The organism is Paractinoplanes toevensis (genome assembly GCF_018332695.1).
GTDB lineage: Bacteria > Actinomycetota > Actinomycetes > Mycobacteriales > Micromonosporaceae > Actinoplanes > Actinoplanes toevensis.
This window is the reverse complement of sequence record NZ_BOQN01000050.1, coordinates 19,166-37,126: the sequence shown is the minus strand read 5'-3', so window position 1 is coordinate 37,126 and position 17,961 is coordinate 19,166. Positions and strand designations below refer to the sequence as shown.

The 17,961-nt window shown below is 72.8% G+C and carries 17 protein-coding genes and 1 pseudogene; 6 read left to right on the top strand and 12 right to left on the bottom strand.

The window, feature by feature from the left end:
• Nucleotides 1-3: 3 nt before the first annotated feature.
• The 6 genes from Ato02nite_RS18240 to Ato02nite_RS18215 form a co-directional block, all read right to left on the bottom strand.
• Nucleotides 4-1,068 (bottom strand): magnesium and cobalt transport protein CorA, encoded by a 1,065-nt coding sequence (locus Ato02nite_RS18240; RefSeq protein WP_213007755.1) that lies wholly within the window; start codon nucleotides 1,066-1,068, stop codon nucleotides 4-6.
• Nucleotides 1,069-1,072: 4 nt separating this feature from the next.
• The gene (locus tag Ato02nite_RS18235; protein ID WP_213007754.1) at nucleotides 1,073-1,903 is read right to left on the bottom strand and encodes an NAD-dependent epimerase/dehydratase family protein; all 831 of its coding nucleotides are present in this window, start codon (nucleotides 1,901-1,903) and stop codon (nucleotides 1,073-1,075) included.
• Nucleotides 1,904-1,941: 38 nt separating this feature from the next.
• A complete protein-coding gene (locus Ato02nite_RS18230) occupies nucleotides 1,942-2,685 on the bottom strand; it encodes an SIMPL domain-containing protein (RefSeq protein ID WP_213007753.1) in 744 nt (247 codons plus the stop codon).
• 79 nt (nucleotides 2,686-2,764) lie between these two features.
• Nucleotides 2,765-3,979, bottom strand: coding sequence for an epoxide hydrolase family protein (locus tag Ato02nite_RS18225; RefSeq protein ID WP_213007752.1), 1,215 nt, complete (start codon nucleotides 3,977-3,979; stop codon nucleotides 2,765-2,767).
• Between the two features lie 105 nt (nucleotides 3,980-4,084).
• The gene (locus tag Ato02nite_RS18220; RefSeq protein ID WP_213007751.1) at nucleotides 4,085-6,421 is read right to left on the bottom strand and encodes a putative bifunctional diguanylate cyclase/phosphodiesterase; all 2,337 of its coding nucleotides are present in this window, start codon (nucleotides 6,419-6,421) and stop codon (nucleotides 4,085-4,087) included.
• Between the two features lie 64 nt (nucleotides 6,422-6,485).
• Nucleotides 6,486-6,881: a DUF2750 domain-containing protein gene (locus tag Ato02nite_RS18215; protein ID WP_213007750.1), complete on the bottom strand. Its 396-nt coding sequence runs from the start codon at nucleotides 6,879-6,881 to the stop codon at nucleotides 6,486-6,488.
• Between the two features lie 116 nt (nucleotides 6,882-6,997).
• On the opposite strand from Ato02nite_RS18215, the gene Ato02nite_RS18210 reads away from it, so the two are divergent.
• From Ato02nite_RS18210 to Ato02nite_RS18200, 3 genes are all read left to right on the top strand, one after another.
• The gene (locus Ato02nite_RS18210) at nucleotides 6,998-7,576 is read left to right on the top strand and encodes an RNA polymerase sigma factor (RefSeq protein ID WP_213007749.1); all 579 of its coding nucleotides are present in this window, start codon (nucleotides 6,998-7,000) and stop codon (nucleotides 7,574-7,576) included.
• Nucleotides 7,557-8,228 carry an anti-sigma factor gene (locus Ato02nite_RS18205; RefSeq protein ID WP_246607154.1) on the top strand — a complete coding sequence of 224 codons (672 nt, stop codon included), beginning with the start codon at nucleotides 7,557-7,559 and terminating at the stop codon, nucleotides 8,226-8,228. The genes Ato02nite_RS18210 and Ato02nite_RS18205 overlap by 20 nt, the downstream gene beginning before the upstream one ends.
• An 83-nt stretch (nucleotides 8,229-8,311) precedes the next feature.
• Complete coding sequence (locus Ato02nite_RS18200) at nucleotides 8,312-8,947, top strand: fasciclin domain-containing protein (RefSeq protein ID WP_213007747.1); 636 nt, start codon at nucleotides 8,312-8,314, stop codon at nucleotides 8,945-8,947.
• A 2-nt stretch (nucleotides 8,948-8,949) separates the two neighbouring features.
• Here Ato02nite_RS18200 and Ato02nite_RS18195 read toward each other — a convergent pair whose 3' ends face one another.
• The 5 genes from Ato02nite_RS18195 to Ato02nite_RS18175 form a co-directional block, all read right to left on the bottom strand.
• Nucleotides 8,950-9,633, bottom strand: coding sequence for an SGNH/GDSL hydrolase family protein (locus Ato02nite_RS18195; protein ID WP_213007746.1), 684 nt, complete (start codon nucleotides 9,631-9,633; stop codon nucleotides 8,950-8,952).
• Nucleotides 9,630-10,577: an alpha/beta hydrolase gene (locus Ato02nite_RS18190; protein WP_213007745.1), complete on the bottom strand. Its 948-nt coding sequence runs from the start codon at nucleotides 10,575-10,577 to the stop codon at nucleotides 9,630-9,632. Before Ato02nite_RS18190 ends, Ato02nite_RS18195 begins: the two co-directional genes overlap by 4 nt.
• Nucleotides 10,574-11,212, bottom strand: a complete 639-nt coding sequence (locus tag Ato02nite_RS18185) for a hypothetical protein (RefSeq protein WP_213007744.1) — start codon at nucleotides 11,210-11,212, stop codon at nucleotides 10,574-10,576. Before Ato02nite_RS18185 ends, Ato02nite_RS18190 begins: the two co-directional genes overlap by 4 nt.
• Nucleotides 11,209-12,915 (bottom strand): phosphatidylglycerol lysyltransferase domain-containing protein, encoded by a 1,707-nt coding sequence (locus Ato02nite_RS18180; protein WP_213007743.1) that lies wholly within the window; start codon nucleotides 12,913-12,915, stop codon nucleotides 11,209-11,211. The genes Ato02nite_RS18185 and Ato02nite_RS18180 overlap by 4 nt, the downstream gene beginning before the upstream one ends.
• 79 nt (nucleotides 12,916-12,994) lie before the next feature.
• Nucleotides 12,995-14,584 (bottom strand): methyl-accepting chemotaxis protein, encoded by a 1,590-nt coding sequence (locus Ato02nite_RS18175; RefSeq protein WP_213007742.1) that lies wholly within the window; start codon nucleotides 14,582-14,584, stop codon nucleotides 12,995-12,997.
• Between the two features lie 75 nt (nucleotides 14,585-14,659).
• Between Ato02nite_RS18175 and Ato02nite_RS18170 the strand changes: the two are divergent.
• Nucleotides 14,660-15,349 (top strand): annotated as a pseudogene (locus tag Ato02nite_RS18170) (glycosyltransferase family 2 protein); the annotation flags it as partial.
• Between the two features lie 16 nt (nucleotides 15,350-15,365).
• Here the strand turns inward: Ato02nite_RS18170 and Ato02nite_RS51650 are convergent.
• Nucleotides 15,366-16,052, bottom strand: a complete 687-nt coding sequence (locus tag Ato02nite_RS51650) for a DUF998 domain-containing protein (RefSeq protein ID WP_246607152.1) — start codon at nucleotides 16,050-16,052, stop codon at nucleotides 15,366-15,368.
• 21 nt (nucleotides 16,053-16,073) lie between these two features.
• On the opposite strand from Ato02nite_RS51650, the gene Ato02nite_RS18165 reads away from it, so the two are divergent.
• Complete coding sequence (locus Ato02nite_RS18165; protein ID WP_213007740.1) at nucleotides 16,074-16,784, top strand: lysophospholipid acyltransferase family protein; 711 nt, start codon at nucleotides 16,074-16,076, stop codon at nucleotides 16,782-16,784.
• The gene (locus Ato02nite_RS18160; RefSeq protein ID WP_213007739.1) at nucleotides 16,781-17,932 is read left to right on the top strand and encodes a glycosyltransferase; all 1,152 of its coding nucleotides are present in this window, start codon (nucleotides 16,781-16,783) and stop codon (nucleotides 17,930-17,932) included. Before Ato02nite_RS18165 ends, Ato02nite_RS18160 begins: the two co-directional genes overlap by 4 nt.
• The last annotated feature ends 29 nt before the right edge of the window (nucleotides 17,933-17,961 follow it).

Genomic DNA, 17,961 nt, shown 5'->3' with positions numbered 1-17,961 from the left:
CGGTCAGAGCCAGCCGGCGCGGCGCAACACCCAATAGAGGACGCCGGCGCTGACCAGCATGACCAACATGATGGCCGGGTAGCCGTAGCGCCAGGTCAACTCGGGCATGTGTGCGAAGTTCATGCCGTAGACGCCGGCGATCGCGGTGGTCAGCGCCGCGATCGCCGCCCACGAGGCGATCTTGCGCAGGTCGTTGTTCTGGTCCACGGTCAGCTGGGTGAGCCGGGCCTGCAGGAGGGTGTTGACCACGTCGTCGAAAGCGATGACCTGCTCCACGGCGGCGGCGTGGTGATCGGCGGCGTCGCTGAAGTAGCGGCGGATCTCCTTGGGCAGGTCGGCGAACTGCTTGCCGGACAGGGCGGCGAGCGGGCGCTGGAGCGGCAGCACGGCCGCCTTGAACTTCATCAGCTGGCGTTTGAGCTGGTAGATCTGCTCGACCGTGACCGGTGTCCCGGGCGCGAACACGGCCGCCTCGGTCAGGTCGAGGTCGGTCTGCATGGCGGCCGCGATGTCGACGTAGCCGTCGACGAGCCGGTCCAGGATCCCGTGCACCACCGCCCACGGGCCCTGGGCCAGCATCTCCGGATCCGCGCTCAGATCGGTGCGCAGCGTGCTGAGCTCCATCACGGTGCCCTGCCGCACGGTGATGACGAACTGCGGGCCGATCAGGATGCGGACGAAACCGGTGCTGACCATCTCGCTGGTGGCGGTGATCCGCTCGTGCTCGACGTACTGGGCGGCCCGGACGACGAGGAACACCATGTCCTCGTAGCGTTCGATCTTCACCCGCTGCTCGCGGTGCAGGATGTCCTCGACCACCAGCGGGTGCAGGGCGAACACCTCGGCGACGCGGGTGAGCGCGGCCTCGGTGGGCTCGTGCAGGCCGAGCCACACGAACGCGCCGTCCTGAGCGCGGGCCCGCTCGTGCAGCCGGGCCAGGTCGGCGGCCGAGCCGGGGCTCTCGACGGCGACCCCGTCGACGAACAGGTCGCAACCCACGATCGCGGTGTGATCGGCCCGGCGCCGGACGGCGGGCCGGGGCGGCTCCCAAGCCGGTCGAACATCCACCGGGTCAGCGCCAGCTGTGCTGCGGTTCGTAGCCGAGAAGCCGCCGGGCCTTGTCGATCGAGAGCAGGGTCTCGTGCTCGCCGAGCTCCCTGGTCACCGGCACGCCCGGATAGACCTCGGCGGCGAGGCTCGCCGACGAGCGACTCATCACGGTGTCCGCGTTCGCGATGATGAAGATCTCCACGCCGGGCACATCAAAGGCCAGCGCTTTGCGTACGGCCTGAGCACCGTCCCGGGCATCGATGTAACCCCACAGGTTCCATTTACGCAGGGTCGCGTCGGCGTCGAACGAGGGGAACTCGGCGTAGTCGGCCGGCTCCATGACGTTGGAGAACCGCAGCCCGACCATCTTGAGCGCCGGGTCCCACCGGCAGAACTCCGCCGCCATGGTCTCCTCGAGGTGCTTGACCAGCGCGTACCGGGACTCGGGGCGGGCTGGGTACTCCTCGTCGAGCGGGATGTACGGCGGCGGGGTGTCGAACGGGATGCCGAGCAGCGTCTCGCTGGAGGCCCAGACGACGTTGGTGATCCGGGCCGCCTTCGCCGCCGCGAAGACGTTGTAGGTGGCGGTGATGTTGTTGTGGAAGGTGGCGGCGTTGGCCGTCACGCCCGGCGCGGGGATCGCCGCGAGGTGCACCACCGCGTCGATCCGGTCGTACCGGTCGTCGATCGCGGTGAGCGCCTCGAGCGTCTGCCCGTAGTCGGTGAGGTCGATCCGGATGTCCGGTCGCTGCGCGGCCGCGTCCAGGTTGATCACCTCGTGGCCGTGGTCCCGGAGATCGGTGACCACGGCCCGGCCGAGCTTGCCAGTGCCTCCGGTGACGGCAATTCGCATCCTGACCTCCTGTGAAGTGATCTCACCAAGAGTCTGCTCTACGGTGCCGGCAGCGGCGCGAGCACCCAGGTCACGGTAACGGTGGCGGTCAGCCGCTGGCGGCCCGGTTCGATCGGGACCCGGGCGTACGCCGCCGCGGCCATGCTGTCCATGGCGACCGGCACCGGGTAGTACCCGCCCGACGCCTCGGTCACCGTGACGACCCGGCCGACCTGCCGGTCCGCCTCCCGGGCGTACAGCACCGCCTTGGTGCGGGCGTCGGCGAACGCCTTCTTCCGGGCCTCGGCCAGCAGCGCGGTGTTGTCCTCGATCGCGAACGACACGCCGTTCAGCCGGGCCGCGTCGCCGCCGGCGGCGATGGCCGCGGACAGTACCGCCCCGGCGCGCGGCAGCTTCCGGATCTTCGCGGTGAGCCCCTGGTTCACCGTGTAGCCGGTGATCTGCTGCTTGTCGTCGGTGCGCGAGCTGATGCCGACGTTCGACGTCTGGAGGTCGGCGCGGGCGATGCCGGCCCGGACGAGCGCGTCGCGCATCCGGGTGGCCGCCGTCCCGGCGCTGTCGAGGGCTTCGCCGACGGTGGCCGCGGTGGTCTCCACCGCGAAGTCGGCGGTGAGGGTGTCGGGTTCACCGAACACCTCACCGGTGCCGGTGACCTGCACGCTGTCGCGGAGTGGATCGCCGGGCGGGAAGGGCGTCGTGGCGGCCGCCGGCCGGGCGCTGACCAGCGTGGCGAAGGTGGCCAGCACGGCGAGTACGGGCGTGGTGCGGCGTAACGCGTTCATGTTTCCCCTTAAACAGACATTTCCCCTATTCAAGGCGGTGGGTCGCCGGACGGTGCGGCATGCCCGTACATCTAGATCGTCAGAGTGAAAGGCCCCGCAGGGGGCCGAACGCGGCCCGCAACTCCGCCGCGAACAGCTCCGGCTCCTCCAAGGCCGCGAAGTGGCCGCCCCGGGCGGCCTCGCCGAAGTAACTGAGCGTGGGGTAGGCCTGCTCGGCCCAGCTGCGCGGCGTCCGCCAGATCTCGCCCGGGAACGCGCTGAAACCGACCGGGATCCGCGGCGGCGGGAGCGGTTGACCACCGGCGGCGGGCGCATCCGGTCCGTAGGCCTCCCAGTACGAGCGGGCCGCGGACGCGCCGGTGCCGGTCAGCCAGTAGGCCGTGATGTTGTCGAGGATGTGGTCGCGGGTGAGGTTGCCCGAGGGCTGCCCGTCGACGAACGCACGGGCGATCTTGTAGTACGCGTCGGTGTCGTGGTCGATCATCCAGGCGGCCAGAGCGGACGGCGAGTCCAGCAACGCGTACCCGATCGTCTGCGGCCGGGTGGCCATCTCCACGAAGTAGCCGTTCCCGCTGGTCTGAAAGGTCTTGATGGCGGCCAGTGCCGCGCGCTCCGCCTCGGTGGCGCTCGGCAGCGTCGCCGGATCGTTGAGGGCCGGCACGAGCAGGTTGGTGTGGATGCCGGCCAGCCCGTCCGGACCCAGCCGCCCCATCGTGTCGGTGACGCCGGCGCCGACGTCACCGCCCTGCGCCACGTACCGGTCGTAGCCGAGCCGGCGCATCAGCTCCGCCCACGCCTTCGCGGTGCGGGCGAGATCCCACCCGACCTCGGCCGGCTCGCCGGAGAAGCCGTACCCCGGCAGGGACGGCAGGACAAGGTGGAAGGCGTCCGCGGCGGTACCGCCGTGCGCGGTGGGGTCGGTCAGCGGGCCGACCGAGTCGAGCATCTCGATGACCGAGCCCGGCCAGCCATGCGTCATGATCAGTGGCAGGGCGTCGTCGTGCCCGGACCGGACGTGCACGAAGTGGATGTCGACACCGTCGATCTCGGTGGTGAACTGCGGCAGCGCGTTCAGCCGGGACTCGACCCGCCGCCCGTCGTACTCCGTCGCCCAGTACCGGCTCAACTCCCGCATGGTGGCCAGCTGCACGCCCTGCGAACGGTCGCCGACGATCTCCCGCGTGGGCCAGCGGGTCGCCGCCAGCCGGCGCCGCAGGTCGTCGAGCGCGTCCTTGTCGATCTGCACGGTGAACGGTCGGATGTCGCTGCCGGCCTGCTGCTCATGGATGGTCATGTCAGGCACTGCCTCTCGGTCGAACCGGTTCGGCTTTCCGGACATTCATCAGCCTGGTCCGCCCGGGCGCGGCTCGCGCCCGTCAGACACCCTGGTGTCGCGCGCTCAGGAGAGCCGGCTGACGACCCTCGGGGAACGTGGAGCGACCGGCCGCTGGCACGCCAGCAGGCGGGACACGCCGTCCGGGGTCATCGGCTCGGCCAGGTAGAAGCCCTGGCCGACGGTGTAGCCGAGCTCCCGGAGCACGGCCACCTGCTCGGCGCTCTCCACCCCCTCGGCCACCGTGGCCAGGCCGAGGGCCTGGGCGAGCTGGCTCACCGCGCGGGCCACCGCCTGCCGGGCGTCGGCGGCGGCGGGCTGACCATCGTCGATCTCGATGCCGTCCACGAACGACTTGTCCAGCTTGATGATCGCGGCCGGGAAGGCCCGCAGCAGGCTCAGCGACGACTCGCCGGTGCCGAAGTCGTCCAGGGCCAGGCGGATGCCCATCCGGTCGAGTTCGTACAGTGCCCGGGAGACCTGCTGGCCGCGCAGCACCGCCGACTCGGTCACCTCGAGCACCAGCCGCTCGCACGGCAGGCCGCTGTCGGCGAGCGCGGTGGTCACGTCGGACACGAAGTCGGGATCGTGCAGCTGCCGCGCGGACACGTTCAGCCCGGCCTCCTGCAGCGCGTCCGGCCCGAACTCGGCCAGCCACGCCGCCGCCTGGCGGCAGGTCTCGCGCAGCACGAACCGGCCCAGCGGCACGATCAGGCCGGTCCGCTCGGCGGCCGGGATGAACTCGGCCGGGCCGACCAGGCCGCGGGTCGGGTGATGCCACCGGACCAGCGCCTCCACGCCGATCAGGCGGTTGTCGTCCAGCCCGATGAGCGGCTGGTAGACCACCCGGAACTCGTCGTTCTCCAGGGCCCGCCGCAGCTCGCCGCCGAGCTGCATGTGCGCCAGCACCGGTTCCCGCATGCCGTCCGCGTAACGCACGAAGCCGGCCTTGCCGCGCTGCTTGGCGGTGTACATCGCGACGTCGGCGTTCAGCAGCACCGAGTCGACGGTGGCGCCGGGCGCGGCGACGGCGATCCCGATGCTGGCCTGCACCAGCAGGCGGTGCTCGCTGATCGGGTGGGTGAGGGCGGTCAGCAACCGCTCGGCCAGTTCCTCGGGATCCGGGCCGGCGGTCAGCAGAACGGCGAACTCGTCGCCACCGACCCGCACCGGCAGAGCCCCGTCACCTACCTCGGCGTGCAGCAGCCGCGCGACCGAGACCAGCAACCGGTCGCCGACCTCGTGGCCGAGCAGGTCGTTGACGGTCTTGAAGTCGTCCAGGTCGACCAGCAGCACGGCCGCCGGACCGGGGCCGGCCAGGGCGGCGGCGAGCCGGTCGCGGAGCAGCGCCCGGTTGGCCAGCCCGGTCAGGCCGTCGTGGCTGACCTCGTACTGCAGCCGCTCCTCCTGGGCGCGGGTGTTCCGCAACAGCCGGGCGTTCTCCCGGTGCGCGATGTACTGCCGGAGCGTGACCAGCGCGGTCACCGCGACCGTGGCGATCAGGGCGACCCGGACCGGCCAGCGCAGGGGCGCGCCGACCGCGACCGCGATCAGCGGCACGTCGGCCGCCACCATGGCCAGGTAGGGCAGCAGGACGCCGGTGCGGGCCGGATTGCGCAGCAGCCCGCGGTCGGCGCGGCCCTGAGCCGCGACGCCGAGCGTGATCAGCACCGGGGCCAGCGGCATCACGATCGCCTGGGCCGGCACCGTCGCGATGTACCCGAAGTGCACCGCGAGCACGGCGACGGCCCCGGCCGGGACCCCGCCACTGGCCGCGATCAGCCGCATCGCCAGGCGGTCGACCGGGCCGCCCACGACGTACGACACCTTCGTCGCGGCGCCGGCCGCGACCAGGAAACCCAGCCCGACCAGCAGCGTCGCCTGCGTGCTCCACGGCTCACGGGCGGACAGCATCGGGGCCAGCCCCAAATACCACAACAGGGCCGCGCAGCCGAGGAACGCGATCGTCCGGTCCAGCAGCGCGCGCCACCGCTCGACCCCGTCGGTGGCGGCGACCGGCACCCGGGCCAGGGCCCGGATGGCGATCAGGAAGCCGACGGCCACCAAGGCCGCCGCCGGGATCGGCATGCTGCGGGTGCGGGCCAGGGCCGCGTGGGTCAGCATGTCCACGGCCAGCCAGGCGTAACCGATCGTCATCACGCCGACGGAGAGCAGGACATCGCGCCAGAACCGCCGGGCGACCGGATCGAGGGCGGCGCGGTAGACGTCGTGGACGGCGGCGGCCGTGAGCGCGCCACCGACCGGGACGAAGACGTACGCGAACGCCTCGGTCCCGGCGCCGGTCGTCAGGTAGGCCACGCACCAGGCGCTGCCGAGCACGGCGACGACGGTGGTGGCCTGCACGTACCACCGGGCCGTCCACCGCTGCGCTGTCCGCGTCACGGCCCGACACTATCGACCTTGATATCCAGCCGATCTCCCCCGAACGTCCAGTGGAGACACGGCCTCAGTTCAGCCGGAGCGCGGCCGTCATCCTCGACCGGAACTCGTCGAGCGTGACGACCGAGGTGTTGCGCTCCTCGACCGGGAAGATCGAGATGCCGGCGTCATCGTCCGCGAGCTGCGGCAACCACTCCGCCAGGAACACCTCGAGCGGGATCCGGATGGCGTGCTCGCCGTCGACCTCACCCTCGTTCTCCAACCGGGCCACCGTCGCGTAGGGCCAGATCGGCAGCAGCGTGGTGCGCCGGGCGTCCTCGGTGAACAGGATCTCGTCCTCGTCGCCCCAGACCCACAGGGCGCCGCGGTCGGCGAGCACCTCGAAAGTCCTGGCCACCCGGGCATCCTCGGCCAGCCCGCGAAGGCGTTCCGCCTCCCGGCGCGAGATGTCGTCCGGTGCCACGCGACCTCCATGTGTCCGACTACCTGGTTGCGTGGCGATGGTATCCGCCGTCAGGGTGCATCTGCCGGCCGGACTCGCAGCGAACAACGGTCAGGACCGGTTTGGAAAGGAGGTCGATGGACTCCGACGACGAGCTCGCCGAACGCCTGCGCGACGGCGACGAGAAGGCCCTCCGGGTGGCCTACGACCGGCACGGCGCGACGGTGCTGTACCTGGCTCAACGCCTGCTGGGCAACCGGGCCGACGCCGAGGACGTCACCCAGTTGACGTTCGTGGCGGCCTGGACCGGGCGCGACGGTTACGACCCGCAGCGCGGCACGATGCTGGGCTGGCTGCTCGGCATCGCGAAGCGCAAGGCCGTCGACCGGCTGCGGTCGGCCGCCCGCGACCAGCGGGTGGCCGAGACGGTCCGCGCCCAGGTGCCCGCGCCGGACGAGGCCGAGCCTCCGGAGCGGATCATCGACCGGCTGATCGTCGCCGACGAGCTGAGCCGCCTGCCCACCGAGCAGCGCCGCACGCTGGAGCTGGCCTTCTTCGACGACCTCACGCATCCCCAGATAGCGGCGGTCACCGGGCTGCCGCTCGGCACGGTCAAGAGCCATATCCGCCGCGGAATGGCTAATCTGCGACGTCGTTGGGAGGTGGACGGTGCAGCATCTGGATCCCGATCGGCTCGTGCTTCTCGCGCTCTCTGAACCGCAGGACCCGGCCGAGGCCGACCACCTGGCGGAATGCCCCGCCTGCCGGCAGGACCTCGACGCGCTGCGGCACGTCGCCGAGCTCGGCGCCGAGGGGCAGGACCTCGGCCGGCTGCCGGCCCCGCCCGAGCGGGTCTGGCTGGGCATCGAGGCGCACCTGGCCGCCGCGGAAAGCCCCGCACCGGTACGGCCGATCCGATCGGGCCGGACCCGGCCGCGGTGGCTGACGCCCGTGCTGGCCGCGGCCGCCGCCGCGGTCCTGGCGGTGGCCGGCACCGTCGTGGCCGACCGGATCGGGCAGCGCGCCCCGGCCGAGACGGTGACCGCGCGGGCCACGCTCCGGCCCCTGGCCACGGTGCCGGCCGATGCGAACGGCACCGTCCGGGTGCTGTCCGACGGGCTGATGCGGGTCGACGTCCGCAACCTGCCGCTGACCACCGGTTTCCACGAGGTGTGGCTGATCGACCCGGACCATCCCACCCGGATGATCGCGATCGGCAACCTGGCCGACGTGCCGGACGCGACGCTGCCGGTGCCGCCCGGCGTCGACATGAACCGGTACCGGCTGGTCGACATCAGCGACGAACCGCACGACGGCGACGCCACCCACTCCGGCCGCAGCCTGCTCCGCGGAACCCTGACGTCCTGACTGCATCCATCGAGGGCGATGCGGTCGAAGTACGGGGTGGTGGCACCGACGCCACCACCCCGTACCCGGAAGGACACGCCACGATGAGGTTCATCCGAACCGTCGCCGTCACGGCCACCGCTGTGGTGCTCTCCGCGCTGGCCTCGGCGCCGGCCGAAGCGCACACCAAGCCGCTGGGCACCCGGTCGCTGGCTGCGGTGCTCACCGCCCACGGCAGCGGCTTCGACCGCAACGGCCGCGACTACGACATCCTGACCGCCGCGGTGCTCGCCGTGCTCAAGGCCAAGCCGGCCAGCCCGGTCGGCGTCCTCACCGACGGCCGGACGGCGCTGACCGCGTTCCTGCCGAACGACCGCGCGTTCGAGACGCTGGTCGCCGACCTGCAGCACACCCGGCGGCTGCCGGGCGAGAAGGCCGCCTTCACCGCGGTGGCCGGCCTCGGCATCGACACCGTCGAAGCCGTCCTGCTCTACCACGTCGTGCCGGGCGCCACCGTGACCCGCACGGCGGCGTTCAAGTCCGACGGCGCCCGCCTCACCACGGCCGCCGGATCGAAGATCAAGGTCGATGTGTACGGCTACCGCCACCGGAAGATCCGGCTGATCGACGCCGACACCAGCGACCGCAACCCGCGAGTCATCTCCTTCAACATCAACAAGGGCAACCGGCAGATCGCCCACGGCATCGATCGCGTCCTGCGCCCGATCGACCTGCCCTGATCTCATTCGGTGCGCGGCCCTGCTGCGGCCAGTGGTGGCAGCAGGGCCGCGATCGCCGCGTGCCCGGCCGCGTCGGGATGGTCGCCGTCCGGGGCCAGCAGGCCGGTCGGATCCCGGTCGCCGCCGGGCCCGTGGAAAGCGGCGAGCGTGGCGACGAACCTGGCGCCGGACGCGTCGGCCGCGGCTTGCAACGCCCGGTTGAGCTCGGCGGTCGCCCGCGCCGCCGCGGCGACACCGGCCGGACCGTACGCGGCGGCACCGACCCGGCCGTCGCGCACCACGTTCCAGTAACCCAGGATGATCACCGGGACCCGGTGGATCCGCTCGATCGCGGCCACCGCCGCGACCACGTCCGCCTCGACGCCCGCCGTCACCGGTCCGTATCGCGCCGGGTCGTCGAAGGAGCCGGCCAGGTCGTTGGCGCCGGTCATGATGACCACCTCGGTGGCGGCCGCCAGCACGTCCCGCTCGCCCGGTACTGCCGCGCGCAGGTCGGCGGCCGTCGAACCGGGTTCGGCCAGGTTGACGTCGATCGCGTGCTGGGCCTGGGCGTACCGGGCGGGGAAGGGATCGCAGCCGCAGGCGGTGCCGGCCGGAACCGAGTCGCCCAGGGTGACCACCGACGGCCGGGGAATCGGGGCGCAGCCGGTGAGAAGCAGCGCCACCAGCGCCGGCAGGCATCTCACGACAGCGGCCGGGCCAGGTGGGCGGAGAGCCAGTCGAAGGCGGGCGGCTCCATCCGGGTCCAGACCGCGTCGCTGTGGCCGCCGTGCGCCACCACCGCCGTGGTCACCGCCAGCGGCGGGCGCCGCAGGGCGGCCAGGCGCCGGGAGTCGCGGGCGGACTGCCGGTCGTCGCCGGCCCAGCCCAGCCACAGGGCGATGGCCGGCTGGGGCAGGTGGCGCAACCGCCAGCCGGGGTTGTTCAGGGTCTTCTCCGAGCCGTCGCCGATGGTGATGCCGGGCGAGGAGTACCCGGAGAGCGAGGCGGCCGCGGCGAACTGGCCGGGGTGCCGCAGCGCCAGGTTGATCGCGCAGAACGCGCCGGCCGAGTAGCCGGTCAGGCCCCACCCGGCCCGGTCGGTGCGGACGCGGTAGTGGGCGCGGGCGAAGGCCGGCACGTCGACCGTCAGGAACGTCTCGGCCTGGGGGCCGCCGCGCAGGTTGGTGCATTCGGTGTCGAGCAGCCGCCTCGGGGTCTGCCAGGGGAACAGCACCACGGTGGGTGCCATCCGGCCGGCCGCGATCTCCTGGTCCAGATAGGACTGGACGTCCAGCCGGCGCAGCCACGTCTGCGGCGAGCCGGGATAGCCGTGCAGCGCCTCGATCACCGGGAACCGGCCCCGCCCGGTGCGGTAGGCGGCCGGCAGATAGACGTACATCCCAAGAGTGAGACGGCCCGGCACCAGCACGCTGAGCATGCGGCTCCCGGTGGCCGCGGTGGCGGCCGGCGTGCCGCCGGTGGGATAGGCCTGGACCAGCCGGTTGACCTGGACGGCAGTGGCCGCGACGACGCTGAGCGCGGCGGCGACGAGCAGGGCGGAGCGGCCGAGCGCGCGCAGCCGGTCCCAGCGGACGGCGAGCAGCCCGGCGGTCCCGGCCACCGCGGCGAGGGCGAGTCCGAGGATCATGACGTGGGCAGCCGGAGCGGAGCGGCCAGCGCGGGCGGCAGGTCGGCGGGGGAGTGGTCGCGGGTGCCGACGCCGGCCGCGACGAGGGCGTCACCGAGCGGGCCGCCACCGACGATGTCCCACCCGGTGGCGGTTACCCGCAGGTCCCGCCGGAGCGAGGCCGGCAGATCGGACAACACCGAGCGGGCGGTGGGTGCGATGGTCACGGTCACCGCCGCCGAGACGTGCGGAGCCGCCGCACCGAACGTCAGCACCACCGGAAACTCCACGTCCGGCCGGGACCGGTAGTCGGCCGGAAGGGAGATCAGGGGCGGCTCGGCCAGATGCCACTGCGCGAGCCCGGCCGGCCGCCAGCGAAACGTGGTGGCCGGCCGGTCGTCGAGCCGGCCGGCGACGACCGGCGCGGCCACCGCGACGGTGCCGGTGTCGCCGCGCAGCGCCCGCCAGGACGGATAGAACTGCTCGTGCCGGTTGACGGCCAGCCCGGCCGTGCCCACGACGAGCGCTTCGAGGAGCAGCACCCCGGCGACGCGGGCGGCGATCCCGGCGCGCGACCACCGCCGCACGGTGACCGCGCCGGCCGCGACGCAAGCGACCGCCACGAGCCCGATCAGCGGCAGGCCGGTGAGTGTCATGCCCGCACCTCGACCGCCCGGCGCACACGCGGCAACCGCGGCTCGGGCAGGAACGCCTCGGCGGTCAGTGCCGCGACCGCGATCCGCGGCAGGTCCCGGGCGGTCGGGAAGCACAGGTAGCGCGGTTGCCAGGCCGGCTGGTACTTCGCGTTCGACCGGTACAGCGACTCGATCTGCCACAGCCGCGACGCCGCCTTCAGCAGCCGGTGCCACAGCCGCAGGACCGGACCGGCGCCGAGTTCCTCGGCGCGCGCGAAGACCGACCGCAACACCGCGAAATTCAACGAGACCCGGCGTACGCCCAGCGCGCCGGCCTCCTCGAGAACCGTGGCGATCATCAACTCGGTGAGTCCGTTGTCGGCGGTGCGGTCACCCCGCATCAGATCGAGCGACAGCCCGTCGGTGCCCCACGGCACGAACTGCAGCAGCCCGCGCAGCGTCGCGTGCTCGTCGTGGCAGAGCACGAGCAGGCAGTCGGCGTCCCCGGGCTCGCCGAGCCGGGACAGCGCCATCGAGAAGCCGCGCTCCACCGGCCCGTCGCGGAACAGATCGGCGGCCGCGACCGCGCCGGCCAGCTCGCCGGCGCTGAGGTCGCGCTGCCGGGCGACCCGGCAGGTGTACCCCGCCCGCCGCATCCGGTTGACCGCCTGCCGCACGCCCCGCATCGGCCGCCCGGTCAGCGAGAACGCGGCGGTGTCGACCACCGCCTCGTCACCGAGTTCGACAACGTCCAAACCCGTTTTCCGGTACGCCCGGCCCGCCGCGTTTCCACAGCCCAACACCGCCGGGGTCCAGCCGTGCCGCTCGGCGTCGGCCAGCCATCCGCCGATCGCCTCGGGCCAGGCCGACTCCGGTCCGATCGGGTCGCCGGCCGCCAGACTCACCCCGTTGACCACCCGGTAGGCGACCGCCGCGGCCCGGTTCGGCGCCCAGAACAGCGACTTGTCGGCCCGTAACGCGAAGTAGCCGAGCGAGTCGGCACCGCCGTACCGTCCGAGGAGCTCACGCAGGCGCACCTCGCCGTCGCCGTCGCGCTGTGGCCGGCGGGATCCCGGCCGCAGCAGGATCACCAGCGCCACCCCGGCCGCGAGCAGCCCGCAGGCGCCGGTGGTCCAGGCGACCGCCTCGGCGCCGAAGCGGTAGCGGAACTCGACCGGCCCGTCCAGGCCGACCAGGCCGAGCGCCGCCTCCCGCGCCCAGTCGGCCACCCCCGGCGCCCCGACCAGCCGGTTCGCCCGGATTGCGATCTCCAGAAAGCCGAGCAGGAACCCGGCACCGGCGAACCCGGCCAGCGCGGTCAGGGCCCGCCAGCGGTTCTCCGGGTCGGCGACCGCGGTGAACCGGTCCCGGGTGACCAGCAGCATCACCAGCAGCACCGCGGCAACCGCGGCGGCACCGAAGTCGAGGCCCTTGACCAGGTGCAACGCGATGGAGAGCGCGGCCAGGGCGACGGTCACCTGCCAGGCTCGGCGCTTGCCGCGGCGCAGGCCGGCCCCGAGGTAGATCAGCAGGAGCCCGACCAGGAGGGTGCCGGCGCGGGCCGAGAGCACCCCGGCGGCCGGCACGAACTCCATCAGGGTGACCATCCGGCCGTGGCGGGGTGGTGCGATCGCGGTGACGACGTCGAACAGGCCGGTCAACTGGACCAGCCGGGCGATCGTCCGCCGGGAGAGCGGCGGCCGGGCGGGCCGGGAGTGCATCATCCGGCCATCTTCTGTGCGCCGGCTTTGGATAACCGGACAACTTGCTGCTGACTTCCTGTGGCCTTCTTTGCTGCGGGGCCTAGACGCGGAACGCGCCGACCAGGCTCTGCAGGTCGCTGGACATGCGGGCCAGCTCGGCGGCGGCTCGCTGCGAGTCGTTGACGCTCTCGGTGGTCAGCTGGGCAGTGGAGGCCAGGGTGTCGACGCCGGTGGCGATCTCGCCGACCCCGGCGGCGGCCTGGCCGACCCCGCGGTTCATCTCGCCGGTGGTGGCGGTCTGCTCCTCGACCGCGGCGGCGATCGTGGTCTGGAAGTCGCTGATCCGGCCGATGATCTCGCCGATCTCCCCGATCGCGGTGATGGCGGTGTCGGTGTCGGCCTGAATGGCGCTGACCCGGTTGCTGATGTCCTCGGTGGCCTTCGCCGTCTCCTGCGCGAGGTCCTTGACCTCGGAGGCGACCACTGCGAAGCCCTTGCCGGCGTCGCCCGCCCGGGCTGCCTCGATGGTGGCGTTCAGGGCGAGCAGGTTGGTCTGCTCGGCGATCGCGGTGATCAGCTTGATGACGTCGCCGATCTCCGCCGACGACTCGCCCAGCTTGGTGACCGTCCGGTTGGTGCTGGTCGCCATGGCGACCGCCTGGCCGGCGACCTGGGCGGCCTGGTTGGCGTTCTCGGCGATCTCGCGGATCGAGGCGCCCATCTCCTCGGAGCCGGCCGAGACCGTGTCGACGTTGCTGCGGATCTGCTCGGTGGCCGCGGCGACCGCGGCGGCCTGGCTGCTGGCCTCCTCGGCGCTGCCGGCGATCTGATTGCTGGTGGCCGACAGTTCCTCCGCGGCGGCGGCCAGCGAGTGGGAGGCGGTGCCGAGAGTCTGCACCGTGTCCCGCATCGTCGTGGTGGCCAGGTTCAGCGAGGCCGCCATGGTGCCGACCTCGTCGCGGGACCGGGCGGTCACCGTCACGGTGAGGTCCTTGTCGGCCATCCGGGCCAGGCTCTGGTTGACCTCACCGAGCGGCACGGTGATCTTCCGTACCGTCATCAGCCCGGTCCCCCCGGCGATCAGGATGCCGGCGGCCAGGCAGGACAGCATGATGACCCGGCTGGTGTCGTAACTGTGCCGGGTCTGCGCGGCGGCGGTCGCGGCGCTGGCCGTCTCGAACGCGGTCAGCTCGTCGAAGGCGCTGTTGACCTGGTCGACCAGCGGTTCCGCGGCAGCGGTGTAAGCGTCTTCGAAGGCGCCGCTGTCGCTGCCGGTGGCGGCCGGGATGAGCTGTTTGTCGCGCACTGTGGCCAACGCGGTCAGACCGTTCCGCAGCTGCGTCACCGGTTCCTGCTGGGCGGCCTCCAGGCCGAGAGCCTCGTACCCGCTGAGGCCGGAGTCGACCAGGTCGGCGGCCGCCAGCACGGCGGTGCGGCGCTGCTCGGTCGCCGACGGGGTGTCGGCGATCTCCATCATCGTCAGGTTGAAGACCTCGTCGTCGAACGAGCCCTGCGCGCTGGCCAGCGCCCCGGCCGGCTTGAGGTTCTCCTCGTAGATGGCGGTGGCGTTGGCGTTCGCCGTGCGCAACGCGAGCATCCCCGCGACGGCCACCACCGCCCCCGCGAGCAACGCCAGACTCAGTGCCAACCCGATCTTGACGCCCACCCGGAGATTGTCGAACCATGCCATCTGCGCAGTCTGGCGCACACCGATTACCCCACGAGGCGGTTTCGCCGCAAGCTGACATGCCGGGATGATGGGGCCGTGCTGATCTCCGTCGTGGTACCGGTCTACAACGAGGAACAGTTCATCCGGCCCTGTCTCGACGCGGTGTTCGGCCAGGACGAGCCGGTGCACGAGGTCATCGTGGTCGACAACGGCTCCGGCGACGGCACCCTCCGGGTGCTGGACGACTACGCGGACCGGGTGACGCTGCTGCACGAGTCCCGGCGGGGTGTCCAGCACGCGCGGAACCGGGGTCTGGACGCGGCGAGCGGTGACGTGATCGGCCGGATCGACGCCGACACCCGGCTCGCGCCGGGCTGGTCGCGAGGGGTGCGGGAGACGTTCGAGGACCCGGTGGTGCAGGCCGCGACCGGCCCGGTGGGGTACTACGACGTGGCGCTGGCCCGGCTGATCGACGGCGGCGACGCGCTCTTCCGGCGGGTGTGGGGCGGCGGGCGGCTCGACTGGCTGCTCGGCGCCAACATGGCGATCCGCGGGTCGGCGTGGCGGCGGGTCCGGCCGGCCCTGTGCACCGACGCGGGCGTGCACGAGGACATCGACCTCGGCATCCACCTGCACGGTGAAGGGTCGGCGGCGGTGTTCGCGGCCGGGATGCGCGCGGGCACGTCGGCCCGGCGGATCGCCAACCGGTTCGGCGACTACCGCGCGTACGTCCTGATGACCGAGCAGACCTACCGGCGGCATCCCGGCCGGCCACGCCGGCACGCGTACGCCCGGGCCTGGCTCACCGGCCGCGTCCAGCTTCTGCTGTTTCCATCGCTGCGCCTGGTGTACGCCCTGGCCCAGCCCCGCCGGTGGGCGACCCTGCGCGGTGGCGGCGGCCGAAAGAATCCCATGCTGCCCGGCCGCTGAACCAGCCGATCCAGCCCAGCCCGGCGAACAACGCGACCCGTTCGAGCAGCCCGCTCGGGTTGTCCGGGAGCACCCCGCCGGCGTCGAGCACCACCAGCACGCTGGCCGCCACGAACGTCACCGTCATGACCGCCGCGAGCGGCCACGCCACCCGTCGCGGCCCGATCCGGGCCACCGCCCCGATCCCGGCGATGCCCAGCGTGATGGCGATCAGCTGATGGATCAGCCCGCGGGTGGTGTGCTCGGTCGGCACGCCCGGCGGGAAGCCCAGCCCGGCGTCGGTCCGGATGACGGCCAGGGCCACGAGGCAGAGCCCGCACCAGAAAACCAGGACGGCCGCCCGCCGGTGCAGCCCGAGCGCGGCGAGGATCAGCCAGAGGCCGCAGGTGGCCAGGTTGACGGTGCCGTGCCAGCCGCCCGGCCCGAGCGACAGCTGGCTGATCCAGTTGCGCGCCTGGTCGTAGCCGGGCCGGGTCAGACCGTCCACTGTGCTCGCTACGATCATCTGAACCGCGGCGAGCACACCGAAGGCCGGCAGCAGACGCGTCGCCCCGTTCATCCGTCAAGCTTAGGAGTCGCCATGCTGAGGGTGTTCTCGGTGGCGTTCTGGGCGTTCATCGTGCTGACCTGCCCGGTGTTCTTCGCCGGTGCGGTGCTGGTGTGGCTGGTGACACTGCCGTTCGACCGCCGCCGGGTGGTGCTGCACCTCTACTCGTCGGCCTGGGCGGCGTTCTACGTCTACGTCAATCCGCTGTGGCGGCTGCGGATCACCGGCCGCGACCGGTTGCCCTGGCGCGGCGCCGCGGTGCTGGTCGCCAACCACGCCTCGCTGATCGACATCCTGGTGCTGTTCGCGCTGTTCCGGCCGTTCAAATGGGTCTCCAAACAGGAGATCTTCCGGGTGCCGGTGATCGGCTGGAACATGCGGCTCAACGGGTACGTGCCGGTGGTCCGGGGCAGCGGGGCGTCGGTGCGGCGGATGATGGACCGCTGCGACCGGCTGCTCGCCGCCGGATCGCCGCTGATGATGTTCCCGGAGGGCCGGCGCACCTCGGACGGCGAGTTGCAGCCGTTCAAGGACGGCGCGTTCGACCTGGCGGTCCGGCACGACGTGCCGATCTTCCCGATCGCGGTGCACGGCACCCGGGCGGCCCTGCCCCGAAAGGGCCTCATCCTGCGGGAACACATCCGGGCGCGGATCGAGGTGCTGCCACCGCTCGCGCCGGGTGATTTCCCCGACGCGTACGCCCTCCGGGACGCGGCGCGGGCCTCGATCGCGAAGGCGCTGTGAGGATCGCCCACTTCTGCGACAGCCAGCCCGGCCGGCCGGACGGTGTCGCCCGGTCGGTGGAGATGACCGTGCGGCTGCTGCGCGCGGCCGGGCACGAGGTCGACCTGTACCGCCCCGGCCCGCTGCTGGGCCCCGACGTGCGCTCGGTGCCGGTGCCGTTCCGCCAGGTCCGGGTCGGGCTGCCGTTCACACCCCGGCTGGCCGACGTGGTCCACGTGCACAGCACCGGCCCGATCGGGATGACCGGGTTCCGGGCGGCCGCAGACTGGGCGGTGCCGCTCGTGGCGACCTGGCACACCGACGTGGTGGCGTACGCCGACATGTGGGTCGAGGTCCCGATCGGAGCCGCCTGGTGCGCCCTCCAGTTGAAGCTGGGCTGGTCGCCGCGTGAGTTCCTGGAGCTGACCCGGCCCGGTGCGGTTCGCCGCGGCCGGCTGATCGAGCTGGGCAAGGGCATGTTCGCGCGGATGGCGGTGGCCATCGCGCCGTCGGAGAAGACGGCGGCGGGTTTCGCCGAGTTCGAGCCGGCCGCCGAGATCTGCGTGCTGCCCACCCCCGTCCCCGCCGCCGCGCCCGCCCCGTCGCGCACCGGCGGGAACGTGGTGCTGTCGGTCGGCCGGGCCACCGCCGAGAAGAACCCGGAACTGCTGCTGCGGGCATTCGCCCAGGTGCGCACGGCCCGCCCGGACGCCCGGCTGGTCCTGCTCGGGGTCGTGCAGCAGCGCCGCCACCTGATCCGCCGGATCGCCGAGCTCGGCCTCGCCGGGTACGTCCGGATCCACCCACCCGTCCCGCACGACCAGGTCCCCGGCTTCTACCGGGCCGCCGACGTGCTCGCGTTCGCCTCCACCACCGACACCCAGAGCCTGGTGCTGGCCGAGGCGGAGGCGGCCGGCCTGCCGGTGGTGGTCGCCGATCCGGGCCTCGCCGCCCGGCCCGGTGCCGCCGGGGCCGGCCGGTTCACCTGCGAGCCGACGCCGGACGCGTTCGCGGCCGCGCTGCTGCGGATGCTGGACGACGATGCCTTGCGGGCCCGGGTGACGGAGGAGGGGCGGGCGGCCGTGGCGGCGTACACCCCGGAGGTTTTCCGGCGCCGCCTGGAGGAGGTCTACGACCGGGCCGGGAAGGTACGCCACCCCTCCGGGTGATCGCGGTGGAGGCCGTCGGGGCGGGAGCA

Excerpts from the sequence above, each read along its gene's own strand:
- Ato02nite_RS18235 (WP_213007754.1), bottom strand. The coding sequence starts at position 1,903 with ATGCGAATTGCCGTCACCGGAGGCACTGGCAAGCTCGGCCGGGCCGTG.
- Ato02nite_RS18230 (WP_213007753.1), bottom strand. The coding sequence starts at position 2,685 with ATGAACGCGTTACGCCGCACCACGCCCGTACTCGCCGTGCTGGCCACC.
- Ato02nite_RS18225 (WP_213007752.1), bottom strand. The coding sequence starts at position 3,979 with ATGACCATCCATGAGCAGCAGGCCGGCAGCGACATCCGACCGTTCACC.
- Ato02nite_RS18210 (WP_213007749.1), top strand. The coding sequence starts at position 6,998 with ATGGACTCCGACGACGAGCTCGCCGAACGCCTGCGCGACGGCGACGAG.
- Ato02nite_RS18200 (WP_213007747.1), top strand. The coding sequence starts at position 8,312 with ATGAGGTTCATCCGAACCGTCGCCGTCACGGCCACCGCTGTGGTGCTC.
- Ato02nite_RS18190 (WP_213007745.1), bottom strand. The coding sequence starts at position 10,577 with ATGATCCTCGGACTCGCCCTCGCCGCGGTGGCCGGGACCGCCGGGCTG.
- Ato02nite_RS18185 (WP_213007744.1), bottom strand. The coding sequence starts at position 11,212 with ATGACACTCACCGGCCTGCCGCTGATCGGGCTCGTGGCGGTCGCTTGC.
- Ato02nite_RS18180 (WP_213007743.1), bottom strand. The coding sequence starts at position 12,915 with ATGATGCACTCCCGGCCCGCCCGGCCGCCGCTCTCCCGGCGGACGATC.
- Ato02nite_RS18175 (WP_213007742.1), bottom strand. The coding sequence starts at position 14,584 with ATGGCATGGTTCGACAATCTCCGGGTGGGCGTCAAGATCGGGTTGGCA.
- Ato02nite_RS51650 (WP_246607152.1), bottom strand. The coding sequence starts at position 16,052 with ATGAACGGGGCGACGCGTCTGCTGCCGGCCTTCGGTGTGCTCGCCGCG.
- Ato02nite_RS18165 (WP_213007740.1), top strand. The coding sequence starts at position 16,074 with ATGCTGAGGGTGTTCTCGGTGGCGTTCTGGGCGTTCATCGTGCTGACC.